Here is a 13381-nt window from a genome sequence, read left to right as displayed (position 1 = left end):
TGCGTGATCTTTTTCGCTTTTCACGATTTATCCACAAGATCGCGCAATTCGTAAACAAGATCGAGCGCCTGACGCGCCGTCAACTGATCCGGGTCGATCTCCCCGAGCCGCGTTTCCGCCGCCGAGACCGCGATCGCCGGCGCGCCCGTCGCCATGGCCGTGCGCGCCGCCGAAAACAGCGGCAGATCGTCGATCAGCGTCGCCGCCCGCCCGGCCCCGCCCTCGCGATCGCCCTTCTCCAGCGCCTCCAGCACCACACGCGCGCGCGCGATCACCGCGCCGGGCAGCCCGGCGATCCGCGCCACCTGCACCCCGTAGGACCGATCGGCGGCGCCGGCGCGCACCTCGTGCAGAAAGATCACCTCGCCTTCCCATTCACGCACCGCGACGGTGGCGTTTTTCAGGCCGGGCAGCTTTTGGGTCAGCGCGGTCAGCTCGTGGTAATGGGTGGCGAACAGGGTGCGGCAGCGATTGACGTCGTGCAGGTGTTCGAGCGTCGCCCAGGCGATCGACAGGCCGTCATAGGTGGCGGTGCCGCGCCCGATCTCGTCGAGGATCACCAGCGCGCCCGCCCCGGCCTGATTGAGGATGGCGGCGGTCTCCACCATCTCCACCATGAAGGTCGAGCGCCCGCGCGCCAGGTCGTCGGCCGCCCCGACCCGCGAAAACAGCTGGTCGACGACGCCGATGCGCGCCGACGCGGCGGGCACGTAGGCGCCCATCTGCGCCAGCACCGCGATCAGCGCGTTCTGGCGCAGGAAGGTGGATTTGCCCGCCATGTTCGGGCCGGTGAGCAGCCAGACCGGCTTCGCGCCCCCCCGATCCGCCCCCCGATCCGCCCCCCGATCCGCCCCGAGGTCACAGTCATTGGCGACAAAGGCGCCGCCCTCGCGCCGCAGCGCCTGCTCCACCACCGGATGCCGCCCGGCGGTGATTTCAAAGCTGCGATCGGCCAGGATTTCGGGGCGGGTCCAGTCCTCCTCGACGGCCAGTTCCGCCAGCGCCGCCGACAGGTCCAGCACCGCCAGCCCGCGCGCGGCGGCGGCGATGGCGGCGGCCTGATCAAGCGCCGCGGCGCGCAGGGCGCCAAACAGCCGCTTCTCGATCTCCAGCGCCCGACCGCCGGCGTTGAGGATGCGGGTCTCAAGCGCCGACAGCTCGACGGTGGAAAACCGCACCGCATTGGCCAGGGTCTGGCGGTGGATGAAGGTTTCTGACAGCGGTTCCGCCAGCATCTTGCGGGCGTGCAGGGCGGTGGTCTCGATGAAATAGCCCAGCACGTTGTTGTGGCGAACCTTGATCGAGCCGATGCCGGTCTGCGCGGCGTAGGTCTTCTGCAGCCCCATGATCACGCCGCGCCCCTCGTCGCGCAGCTTGCGCGCCTCGTCGAGCTCGGCGTCATGGCCCGGCGCGATGAACCCCCCGTCGCGCGCCAGCAGCGGCGGTTCGGCGACCAGCGCCGCGTCGAGCGTCTCCACCAGCGCGTCATGGCCGCGCAGCGCGGCGAGCGCCGCGACGATCTTTGCGGGGGCCTCGCCGTCAAGCCGGTCGGCCAGTTCCCGCCCCCGCGCCAGCCCGTCGCGCAGCGCCGCCAGATCCCGCGGTCCGCCGCGATCCAGCGCCAGCCGGTTCAGCGCGCGCTCCATCTCCGGGGTTTTTCGCAAGGCGTCGCGCAGGGCGCCCGCCAGATCGCGGCGCGCCACGAACCAGCCCACGGCGTCGAGCCGCGCGCCGATCTCGTCGCGATCGGTGACCGGCGCCGCCAGCCGGGTCTCCAGCAGCCGCGCCCCGGCGCCGGTGACGGTGCGGTCGATCGCCCCCAGCAGCGCCCCGCTCCGCTGACCCGAAAGGGTGCGCGCCAGTTCCAGATTGCGCCGCGTCGCCGCGTCGATGCGCATCACCCCGCCGGAGGCCTCGGCGACCGGCGGGCGGATCAGCGGCAGCTTGCCGCGCTGGGTGACCTCGACATAGGCGACCACGGCGCCCGAGGCCGAGACCTGAGCCCGCGTGAACCCGCCGAACGCGTCCAGCCCCTTGACCCGGAACAGCCGCGTGAGCCGCGCCTGCGCCGCGCCGCTGTCAAAGCTCGCGGGGCCGAGCGCGGTGACCGTGGCCCCGGCCTCCTCGATCAGCTCGACCAGCGCGCGGTCGTCCCAGGCGGTCTCGCTCACCAGCACCTCCGAAGGCGCCAGCCGCGCCAGCAGCGGGCCCAGCGCCACGCGCGGGCAGGCGGCGGTGTGGAAATCGCCGGTGGACACATCGACCCAGGACAGCGCGCCCTCGCCGCGGATCTCCGACCAGGCGGCGAGGTAATTGTGACTGCGCGCGTCCAGCAGGCTGTCCTCGGTGAGCGTGCCCGGGGTCACCAACCGGGTCACGTCGCGCCTGACCACCGCCTTGTAGCCGCGCTTCTTCGCCTCCGCCGGGTCTTCGAGCTGTTCGCAGACGGCGACGCGGAACCCCTTGCGGATCAGGGTCAGCAGGTAGCCCTCGGCGGCATGGCGCGGCACGCCGCACATGGGAATGTCGCCGCCCTGATGCTTGCCCCGCTTGGTCAGCGCGATGTCGAGCGCAGCCGAGGCCTGCGCCGCGTCGTCAAAGAACAGCTCGTAGAAATCGCCCATGCGGTAAAACAGCAGCGCGTTGGGGTAGCGGGATTTTATTTCAAGATATTGCGTCATCATCGGGCTGACGGCGGATTTCCCCGCCGGTTTCCCCGCCGGTTTGCCCGCCGGTTTGCCTGCCGCGTCGCTGTTCGCGCCGCTATCCGCGCCCGTCGCCGTCGCCATGCCGCTCCTCCCCGTCTCGCCAACGCCCGATAGCATGGGGTGCGCCGGGACGGAACGCCCCATTGCCCCGCCCGATCCTTCCCGGCCCCGCCGGCGGGATCCGGGCGCAACGCCGCCCCCTGCCCGGCCCCCCGGCGAAGCCGGGAAGGGGCGGGCGGGCGGGGCTGCGCGTCGCGAAGCGGCGCGCAGCGCGGCCCAACGGGAGACGCCCGCTCCTTCAGCGGGCGATCGACGGGCGGGAGCTTCGCGCCCCGGGAAACCGCGCCGCCGCCAACCCCGCTTCCCCAACCCCGCTTCCCAACCCCGCTTCCCCAACCCCGCCGCCGCCCGAACGCCCCGAGGCCGGCCAAAGGCTCCCGCCCGTCGGTCGGCCCCTGCGGGGCCGCCTCCCGTTGGGCCCGGGCCCTCGCTGTTCCACGACGCTTCGGGCTGCATGGGCGCGGCGCCCGGCCCCGGCATGCCGGCGAAATCAGTAGGCCTGCGGCAGGCATTCCTTGCGCATGTAGAGCGGATGGCGCGGCGCGCCGTGCTTGGTGAGGCCAAGGCAGAACAGTTCGCGCCCGTCGGCGCGCAGCGCGGCGACGGTCTCCTCGCCGAAACGGCGCAGCTTCGGGTGCAGGGCGCCGAAGGCGAGCATGATCAGCGCCGCCTCCGCCGCCTGCTCGCGGATCAGCGGCAGATTGGCCGCGCTGCGCGGCGCCACCCCCGCCGCCAGCAGGTCGCGCGGATGGGTGGCCCGGTAATCCATCACATTCGCCTTCACCAGGCGCCCATGGCCCCAGAGCCGCGAAAAATCGGTTTCCCGGCGCACGGTGGGATCATCGACCTCCGCCGCCGCCGTCGAGGGGTTCATGCCGATCCACAGCGCCGCGCCCTCCCCGCCATCCCAATCGCGGGTCAGCAGCAGCCGATAGCGCCCGTCCGCGGAAAACACCGCGTCGCCCGCGATCCCCGCGGCCACCCGCAGCCGAACCTTGCCGCCGGGATCATGCCTGTCCTCGACCCTGTCCCCCACCCTGTCCCCCACCCTGTCCACCGCCGCCTCCACCGATCGTCCGGCGACGGTTCTCGCCGCTTTCAGGCGGATTGTCCATTCTCCGGCGGGGCGCCGATCGCCCGCCCGGCCTCCGCCGGCCAGGGCGGCGCCCGGTGGATTTCGGCCAGCGGCCCGAGCCGCTCCAGGATCGCCGCGCCGGCCTCGACCACCCGCCCCGACCCCGCCGCCACGTGCAGCAGCATGGTCTCGCCGGTGGCCGCGCAGCGCCCATCCGCGGCGATCAGGCGGTGGAACAGCCGCAGCCGCCTGCCGTCAGCGTGAAGAATCCGCGTATCCACATGAATCGCCTCGCCCAGCTTCAGTTCGGCGCGAAAGGTCACGTGGTTCTCGACCGTGTAGAAACTGCCGACGCGCTGCAGATACGCCGCATCAAGCCCGATTTCGGCCAGCAGCGCGTCAGAGGCGTCGGCGAAGACCTGCGCGTAGCGATGCTCGGTCATGTGGCCGTTATAGTCGATCCAGCTCGGCAGCACCCGCGCCTCCAGCGTCCTGAGCGGCGCCGATGACGCGTCCAGCGCCGGCGCCGCGCCGCGCAGCCGCGCGTCATGGGCGTTCAGCAACGCCCCCGCGCCCCAGTCGCGATCCTTCAGCACCCGCAGGAACCCCACCAGATTGTCGTCGCGGATGCGCTCCAGCTCGCGGATCGACCGGCCGCCGGACTGGGCGTCGGATTGTCCGGCGATCATGGCGATCAGTTCGTCGGTCAGCTCCGGCACGTCCATCAGCTTGGTCCACGACCATTGCAGCGCCGGGCCGAACTGGGCGAGGAAATGCGCCATGCCCGCCTCGCCGCCGGCGATGCGGAAGGTCTCGAACAATCCCATCTGGGCCCAGCGCAGGCCGAAGCCATAGGCGATGCAGTCGTCGATTTCCTGCGTGGTGGCGATTCCGTCCCGGACCAGCCACAGCGCCTCGCGCCAGACCGCTTCCAGAAGCCGGTCGCCGACATGGGCGTCGATCTCCTTGCGCAGATGCAGCGGCTTCATGCCGAGATCGGTCAGGATCGCCGCCGCCTGCGCCGGCATCGCGGGCGGGTTGGCGGGCGAGGCCACCAGCTCCACCAGCGGCAGCAGGTAGACCGGGTTGTAGGGATGGGCGACGATGATGCGCCCCGGCGCCGCGGCGCCCTCCTGCAACTGGCTGGGCCGAAAGCCCGAGGTTGACGACCCGATGATCGCGCCGCCTTGCGCATGGCGCTGGATGTCGGCGAACACCCGGCGCTTCAGGTCGAGCCGCTCGGGCGTCGATTCCTGGATCCATGCGGCGCCCGACACCGCGTCTTCAAGGTCGCGCGCGAAGCTGAGCGCGCCCTCCGCGGGCAGCGGCGCATCCAGCGCCGCGGGCAGGGCGCGACGGGCATTGGCGAGCACCTCGGCGATCTTGCGTTCGGCCTCAGGGTCCGGGTCATGCACCGCCACGTCCCAGCCATGCAGCAGGAAGCGCGCCGCCCAGCCGCCGCCGATCACCCCGCCGCCGACGATCGCCGCCTTGCGCCGCCCCGCCGCCTTGCGCCGCCCCGCCGCCGCGTTCATTTCGGGGCCCGCTTGACCAGCTTCAGCTTCTCGCGCACCTCCTCGGGCCCGATCACCCGCGCGCCCATGTTGCTGACGATGGTCGCGGCGCGCTCGACCAGCTGCGCGTTGGTGGCCAGTTCGCCCTTGCCGAGCCAGAGGTTGTCCTCCAGCCCGACCCGCACATTGCCCCCGGCCAGCGTCGCGGCGGCGGCGTAGGCCATCTGGTCGCGCCCGATGGAGAACGCCGAAAAAACCCAGCTGTCGGGCAGCGCGCCCACCATGGCCCCGAACGTCGCGAGGTCGTTGGGCGCCCCCCAGGGCACCCCCATGCAAAGCTGCACCAGCACCGGATCCTCGATCACGCCCTCCTTGACCAGTTGCTTGGCGAACCACAGATGCCCGGCGTCAAACAGCTCAAGCTCGGGGCGCACGCCAAGCTTGGTCATCATCATGCCCATGGCGCGCAGCATGCCGGGCGTGTTGGTCATCACGTAATCGGCCTCGGCGAAATTCATCGTGCCGCAGTCGAGCGTGCAGATCTCCGGCAGGCATTCGGCCACATGGGCGACGCGCGCGGCGGCGCCCGCCATGTCGGTCCCCTCCGCGTTCAGCGGCAGGGGATGCTCGGGCGGGCCGAACACCATGTCGCCGCCCATTCCGGCGGTCAGGTTCAGCACCACGTCGATATCGGAGTCCCGCACCCGCCGGGCGACCTCGCGATACAGGGCCCGATCGCGCGAGGGCGCGCCGGTCTCGGGATCGCGCACATGGCAATGCACGACCGCCGCGCCGGCGCGCGCGCTCTCGATGCAGGCGGCGGCGATCTGCGCCGGGGAGCGCGGCACATGGGGCGAGCGATCCTGCGAACCGCCCGAGCCGGTGACGGCGGCGGTGATGAAAACCTCTCGGGACATGGCGAGCGGCATGGGACCTCCGATGCGCTGAGAATGGATTTGCGCCACATTGGCGCGATTCTCCGCGCGCCGAGCGTCGAAAACCGTCTTGGGGCGGTCGCTTTCGTCAGCCGCCGGTCTTTGGCGGCGGCGGTGCGGCGGGGCGGCGGGCCATCTGCACCAGCAGGATGCCCAGGGTCACCACCGCGACGCCGACCGCGTCGCGCGCTGACAGGCTTTCCCCCAGCAGCAGCGCCGCGAAACCGATGCCCAGCACCGGGTTGAGAAAATGAAACGCCGCCGCGTTCACCGCGCCGATGCGCCGCACCAGCCGGAACCAGATCACCGTCGCCAGCAATCCCGGAAACGCCAGCGTGTAGACGAAGGCCAGCGCCAGCGGCCAGGACCAGCTTATGTCGCCGACGCTTTCGAAGATCAGCGCCGCCGGGGCCAGGGTGACGGCGCCCACCAGCATCTGCAATCCGACGATCATCAGCAGTTTGTCGCCGGGCGAGATCCCGCGCATCAGCAAGGTCGCCGCCGCCAGCGCCAGCGCCCCGGCCAGCGCCAGCCCGATCCCCAGCGGATCGGCGCCGCCCGACAGCCGCGCGCCCATGATCATCAGCACCCCGGCGAAGCCCAGCGCCAGCCCGCCCAGCCCCAGCGCAGGCAGGCGCTCTCTCAGGATCAGCCAGCCGGCGGCGGCCACGTAAAGCGGCAGCAGGCTGGCGATGATCGCCGCGAGCCCGGCCTCGATCCGCGTCATGGCGAGGAAGTTGAATCCCAGATAGAGGCTGTTCTGGCAGATCCCGAACACCGCCGCCAAGCCCCATTGGCGGCGCGTCAGATCCATGCGCTGCCCCAGCGCCAGCGCGATCCCCACGGCCAGCAGGCCCGAAATCGCGAAGCGCAGCGCCAGCGCCGTGAAGGGCGGCGCCGCGGCGACGATGATCCGCGCCGACGAAAACGCGCTGGCCCACATCGCCGCGAAGGCCAGCCCCATCAGCATCGCCTGCCAGTCGATGCCGCGCATGCCGGCGCGGGCGGGCGCGCCGCCCGGGCGATTGTCCTGAATGGTCATCGGTGACTGGTAACATCCGAAACCGGTGCGCCTGCCATGCGTTCTATGCATAGCCGCCATGCGCGGGCCGCGCGGCGGCGGCGCGCGGCGCCCGCGTCGCCGCCGCTCGGTTAATGGATTTTAAACGAAACGAATCAATTTTCGGGCGATTCAGGCAAGGTTCCGTTAATTTGTGATCACAGCAAAAATCGTGTGATCACAAATGTCGGTTTTCTGTCGCAAAACCGCTTGATCGTTTGCTTAACCCGGCAAGCCGCGGTTAGAAAACCCTATCGGCCGCGCGTGAAAACCGCCGCTCGCCGGGATCGCAGGCGCGCCGCAGGATTTGTCGGGCGCGTCGGTCCGGGCGCGCCGATCCGTCGGAACGCCTTGGAGGACGTCCAGGACATGAACATTCACGAATACCAAGCCAAGCAACTGCTCAAGGAATACGGCGCGCCGATCGCCGACGGCCGCGTGGTGCTGCGCGCCGAGGAGGCCAAGACCGCCGCCGGCGAACTCGACGGCCCGCTATGGGTGGTCAAGGCGCAGATCCATGCGGGCGGGCGCGGCAAGGGGCGCTTCAAGGAACCCGAAGCCGGCGACAAGGGCGGCGTGCGGCTGACGCATTCGGTGGCCGAGGCCGCCGAGCAGGCCGAAAAGATGCTGGGCCGCACGCTGGTCACCCATCAGACAGGCCCGGCGGGCAAGCAGGTCAACCGCATCTACATCGAGGACGGCGCGGATATCGAGACCGAGCTGTATCTGGCGCTGCTGGTGGATCGCGAGACCTCGCGCGTGAGCTTCATCGCCTCCACCGAGGGCGGCATGGACATCGAGGAGGTCGCGGCCAGCACGCCCGAGAAGCTGGTCACCTTCTCGGTCGATCCGGCGACCGGGATTTCCGGCTTTCACGGCCGGCGCGTCGCCTTCGCGCTGGGGCTGAGCGGCGTCGCCTTCAAGGAATGCGTGCGGCTGGTCGGCCAGCTCTACAAGCTGTTCCTCGAAAAGGACGTGTCGCTGCTGGAGATCAACCCGCTGATCGTGCTGAAGGACGGCCATATCCGCTGCCTCGACTGCAAGATGAACTTTGATTCGAACGCGCTCTACCGCCAGCCGGCGGTGATGGCGCTGCGCGACGAGACCGAGGAGGACCCCAAGGAGCTGGCGGCCTCGAAATTCGATCTCAACTACATCACGCTCGACGGCGAGATCGGCTGCATGGTCAACGGCGCCGGGCTGGCCATGGCGACCATGGACATCATCAAGCTGTATGGCTCGGAACCCGCCAACTTCCTCGACGTGGGCGGCGGCGCCACCAAGGAAAAGGTCACCGAGGCGTTCAAGATCATCACCTCGGACCCGAAGGTGAAGGGCATCCTGGTCAACATCTTCGGCGGCATCATGCGCTGCGACGTGATCGCCGAGGGCGTGATCGCCGCGGTGAAGGAGATCGGCTTGCAGGTGCCCCTGGTGGTGCGCCTCGAAGGCACGAACGTGGAGCTGGGCAAGAAGATCATCAACGAAAGCGGCCTCGCCGTGATCGCCGCCGACGACCTCGCGGACGCGGCGGAAAAGATCGTGAACGCGGTGAAGGAGCTGAACTGATGGCCGTTCTGGTTGACGAAAACACCAAGGTGATCTGTCAGGGCCTCACCGGCTCGCAGGGCACGTTTCATACTGAACAGGCGATCGCCTACGGCACCAAGATGGTCGGCGGGGTGACCCCGGGCAAGGGCGGTTCGACCCATATCGGGCTGCCGGTGTTTGACACCGTGGCCCATGCGGTCGCGCAGACCGGCGCCGACGCCACCGCGATCTACGTGCCGCCGCCCTTCGCGGCGGATGCGATCCTGGAGGCGATCGACGCCGAAATGCCGCTGATCGTGTGCATCACCGAGGGCATCCCGGTGCTCGACATGATGAAGGTGAAGCGGGCGCTGGAAGGTTCGCCTTCGATCCTGGTGGGGCCCAACTGCCCCGGGGTCATCACGCCGGACGCCTGCAAGATCGGCATCATGCCCGGCCATATCCACAAGCGCGGCTCGGTTGGGGTGATTTCCCGGTCGGGCACCCTGACCTACGAGGCGGTGGGCCAGACCACGGCGGCCGGGCTCGGCCAGTCCACCTGCATCGGCATCGGCGGCGACCCGATCAAGGGCGCCGAACATATCGACGTGCTGGAATGGCTGCTGGGCGACCCGGAAACGGAATCGATCATCATGATCGGCGAGATCGGCGGCTCGGCCGAGGAGGAGGCCGCGCAGTTCATCGCCGATGAACGCAAGCGGGGCCGCGCCAAGCCCATCGCCGGCTTCATCGCCGGGCGCACCGCCCCCCCGGGGCGGCGCATGGGCCATGCGGGGGCGATCATCGCCGGCGGCAAGGGCGGCGCCGAGGACAAGATCGAGGCCATGCGCTCGGCGGGTTTCGTGGTCGCCGACAGCCCCGCCGGGCTCGGCGAGGCGGTGCTGAAGGCGATCGCCGGCTGAGCGCCGTCAAGACAGCGTAAACCAGTGCGGTCCCATAACGGGGCCGCGCATCCATCGCAGCCATCCGGGGCCAATCCGGAAACCAGCCGCGCAGGGCCGACGCCCGCGGCGCGGCGTCACATCAGGGAGCGGACGCCGCCCGGCGTCGCGCAGCGGATCATGACCGATCAGAGCGCCAATCAGGCATTTCACTCCTCGTCCTTCCTGCAGGGGCACAACGCCCAGTTCATCGAACGGCTCTACGCCCGCTACGCCGAGGATCCGGGCGCGGTCGACGAGGGCTGGCGCAAGTTCTTCGCGGAGCTTGGCGACGACGTGGGCGACGTGATGCAGGAGGCCAACGGCCCCTCGTGGCAGCGAACCGACTGGCCGCCCCAGGCGGGCGGCGAGCTCACCTCGGCGCTGACCGGCGAGTGGGAGGAGGACAGGAAACCCGCGAAACTGGCCGGCAAGATCGCCGCCAAGGCCCGGGAGATGGGCGTCGCGGTCACCGAAAAGCAGACCCGGCAGGCGGTGCTGGATTCGATCCGGGCGCTGATGCTGATCCGCGCCTACCGCATCCGCGGGCATCTGGCCGCCGATCTCGACCCGCTGAAGCTGATCCCCAAGAAACCGCACCCGGAGCTGGACCCGAAAACCTACGGCTTCGCCGAGGCCGACATGGACCGGCCAATCTTCATCGACCAGGTGCTGGGGCTGGAAACCGCCTCCATGCGCGAGATCATGGCCCTGGTCCAGCGCACCTATTGCGGCACCTTTGCGCTGCAATACATGCATATCTCCAACCCTGCGGAGGCGTCCTGGCTGAAAGAGCGCATCGAGGGGCTCGGCAAGGAGATCCAGTTCACCAAGATGGGCCGCAAGGCGATCCTGAAGAAGCTGGTGGAGGCCGAGGGCTTCGAAAAATTCCTGCACGTCAAATACATGGGCACCAAGCGCTTCGGGCTCGACGGGGCTGAATCGCTGGTCCCGGCGATGGAGCAGATGATCAAGCGCGGCGGCGCGCTCGGGGTGCAGGAGATCGTCATCGGCATGCCCCATCGCGGGCGGCTTTCGGTGCTCGCCAACGTGATGGCCAAGCCGTTCCGCGCGATCTTCCACGAATTCCAGGGCGGCAGCTTCAAGCCCGAGGACGTGGACGGCTCGGGCGACGTGAAATATCATCTCGGCGCCTCCTCGGATCGCGAATTCGACGGCAACAAGGTGCATCTGTCCCTGACCGCCAACCCGTCGCATCTGGAGGCCGCCAACCCGGTGGTGCTGGGCAAGGTGCGCGCCAAGCAGTCCCAGAAGCGCGACGAGGACCGCTCGCAGGTGCTGCCGATCCTGCTGCATGGCGACGCGGCCTTCGCCGGGCAGGGCGTGGTGGCGGAATGCTTCGGCCTGTCGGGGCTGCGCGGCCACAAGACCGGCGGCACCATCCACATCGTGGTCAACAACCAGATCGGCTTCACCACGGCGCCGCATAATTCGCGATCCTCGCCCTACCCCACCGACATCGCGCTGATGGTCGAGGCGCCGATCTTCCACGTCAACGGCGACGACCCGGAGGCCGTGGTCCACGCCGCCAGGGTCGCCACCGAGTATCGCCAGAAATTCCACAAGGACGTGGTGCTCGACATCTTCTGCTACCGCCGCTTCGGGCATAACGAGGGCGACGAGCCCATGTTCACCCAGCCCGAGATGTACAAGGCGATCAAGAAGCACAAGACCACGCTGCAGATCTACACCGAGCGGCTGGTGCGCGACGGGCTGATCCCAGAGGGCGAGATCGAGGACGAGAAGACCCGCTTCCAGGCCTTCCTCAACGACGAATTCGAGGCCGGCAAGGAATACCGCCCCAACAAGGCCGACTGGCTCGACGGGCGCTGGAAAGCCTTCGGGCGCGCCGCCGGGGAATACCAGCGCGGCGCCACCTCGGTGCCCATGGAGATGCTCAAGGAGGTCGGCGGCGCGCTGTCGCGCCTGCCCGACAGCTTTCGCCCGCACCGCACCGTGGCGCGCCTGCTCGACGCCAAGGCGAAGATGATCGAGACCGGCAAGGGCATCGACTGGTCCACCGCCGAGGCGCTGGCCTTCGGCTCGCTGCTTCTGGACGGCTTCCCGGTGCGCCTGTCGGGGCAGGACTGCACGCGGGGCACGTTCTCGCAGCGCCATTCCGGGCTGGTGGATCAGGAAACCGAGGAACGCTACTACCCGCTCAACCACATCAGGCCGGGCCAGTCGCAATTCGACGTGATCGATTCCATGCTCAGCGAATACGCGGTGCTGGGCTATGAATACGGCTACACCCTGGCCGAGCCCAACGCGCTGGTGCTGTGGGAGGCGCAATTCGGCGATTTCGCCAACGGCGCGCAGATCATGATCGACCAGTTCATCTCCTCGGGCGAACGCAAATGGCTGCGCATGTCCGGGCTGGTGATGCTGCTGCCCCACGGCTTCGAGGGCCAGGGTCCGGAACACTCCTCGGCAAGGCTGGAACGCTATCTGCAGCTGTCGGCGGAGGACAACTGGATCGTCGCCAACTGCACCACCCCGGCGAATTACTTCCACATCCTGCGCCGGCAGATGCACCGCACCTTCCGCAAGCCGCTGGTGATGATGACCCCGAAATCGCTGCTGCGCCACAAGCGCTGCGTCTCGGGGCTCGACGAAATGGCCACGGGGTCTTCGTTCCATCGGGTGCTGTGGGACAGCGCCCAGACCGGCGATTCCGAAACCCGGCTGGTCGATGACGACAAGATCCGCAAGGTGGTGATCTGTTCGGGCAAGGTCTATTTCGACCTGCTTGACGCGCGCGACGCCGCCGGGCAGTCGGATGTCTACATCCTGCGGCTCGAACAGTTCTACCCGTTCCCGGCGCTGTCGCTGACCAAGGAGCTCAGCCGCTTCAAGCAGGCGCGCGTGGTCTGGTGCCAGGAAGAACCCAAGAACCAGGGCGGCTGGACCTTCGTGGAGCCGAACATCGAATGGGTGCTGGGCCGGATCGGCGCCGATCACGGGCGCCCGGCCTATGCGGGGCGCGCGGCCTCGGCCTCGCCCGCCACGGGCCTCGCAACCAAACACAAGCAGGAGCAGGCGACGCTCGTCAAAGACGCGCTGGCCTAAGGAGCTGATGACATGACAATCGAGATCAGGGTCCCCACGCTGGGCGAATCCGTCACCGAGGCCACCGTCGCCACCTGGTTCAAGAAACCCGGCGACGCGGTGGCGGCGGACGAGATGCTGTGCGAGCTGGAAACCGACAAGGTGACCGTCGAAGTGCCGGCGCCGAACGCCGGCGTGCTCGCTGAAATCGTCGCCCCGGAGGGCGAGACCGTGGGCGTCGACGCCCTGCTGGCGACGCTGCGCGAAGGCGAAGGCGATGGCGCGGCCCCCGCAGCCGCGCCGCCGCCGCCGGCGGCGGACGGCGCATCGGGGGGATCGGGCCCCGAGGACGCGCCCTCGGCGAGGAAACTGATGGCCGAGGCCGGGCTGACCAGCGATCAGGTCAAGGGCACCGGACGCGACGGGCGGGTGATGAAGGAAGACGTGCGCAAGGCGACCTCCGCCGCCGCCGCCGCGCCCGCCGCCGCC

General features: G+C 69.3%; 9 protein-coding genes. 4 read left to right on the top strand and 5 right to left on the bottom strand.

From position 1 onward, the window contains the following. Nucleotides 1-20: 20 nt before the first annotated feature. The 5 genes from mutS to AC1HC7_RS10810 form a co-directional block, all read right to left on the bottom strand. The gene (gene mutS, locus AC1HC7_RS10830; RefSeq protein ID WP_479495043.1) at nt 21-2684 is read right to left on the bottom strand and encodes a DNA mismatch repair protein MutS; all 2664 of its coding nucleotides are present in this window, start codon (nt 2682-2684) and stop codon (nt 21-23) included. Between the two features lie 574 nt (nt 2685-3258). Continuing rightward, on the bottom strand, nt 3259-3825 hold the full coding sequence (locus AC1HC7_RS10825; protein ID WP_479494989.1) for a DUF1643 domain-containing protein: 567 nt from the start codon (nt 3823-3825) through the stop codon (nt 3259-3261). 41 nt (nt 3826-3866) lie between these two features. Further along, complete coding sequence (locus AC1HC7_RS10820; RefSeq protein WP_479499014.1) at nt 3867-5378, bottom strand: carnitine 3-dehydrogenase; 1512 nt, start codon at nt 5376-5378, stop codon at nt 3867-3869. Next, nucleotides 5375-6286, bottom strand: coding sequence for a 3-dehydrocarnitine:acetyl-CoA trimethylamine transferase BcoG (bcoG, locus tag AC1HC7_RS10815; RefSeq protein WP_479494987.1), 912 nt, complete (start codon nt 6284-6286; stop codon nt 5375-5377). Before bcoG ends, AC1HC7_RS10820 begins: the two co-directional genes overlap by 4 nt. A 94-nt stretch (nt 6287-6380) precedes the next feature. Beyond that, nucleotides 6381-7334, bottom strand: a complete 954-nt coding sequence (locus tag AC1HC7_RS10810; protein WP_479494986.1) for a DMT family transporter — start codon at nt 7332-7334, stop codon at nt 6381-6383. A gap of 387 nt (nt 7335-7721) precedes the next feature. On the opposite strand from AC1HC7_RS10810, the gene sucC reads away from it, so the two are divergent. The 4 genes from sucC to AC1HC7_RS10790 form a co-directional block, all read left to right on the top strand. Further along, nucleotides 7722-8921 carry an ADP-forming succinate--CoA ligase subunit beta gene (sucC, locus tag AC1HC7_RS10805; protein WP_479494985.1) on the top strand — a complete coding sequence of 400 codons (1200 nt, stop codon included), beginning with the start codon at nt 7722-7724 and terminating at the stop codon, nt 8919-8921. Next, nucleotides 8921-9805, top strand: a complete 885-nt coding sequence (gene sucD / locus AC1HC7_RS10800; protein WP_479499013.1) for a succinate--CoA ligase subunit alpha — start codon at nt 8921-8923, stop codon at nt 9803-9805. Before sucC ends, sucD begins: the two co-directional genes overlap by 1 nt. A gap of 159 nt (nt 9806-9964) precedes the next feature. Beyond that, nucleotides 9965-12913, top strand: a complete 2949-nt coding sequence (locus tag AC1HC7_RS10795) for a 2-oxoglutarate dehydrogenase E1 component (protein ID WP_479498090.1) — start codon at nt 9965-9967, stop codon at nt 12911-12913. A gap of 12 nt (nt 12914-12925) precedes the next feature. After that, the coding region (locus AC1HC7_RS10790) for a biotin/lipoyl-containing protein (protein WP_479499012.1) at nt 12926-13381 on the top strand (456 nt) is incomplete at its 3' end.

This window comes from Oceanicella sp. (assembly GCF_056449545.1).
This window is presented reverse-complemented; position numbering and strand designations above follow the sequence as displayed.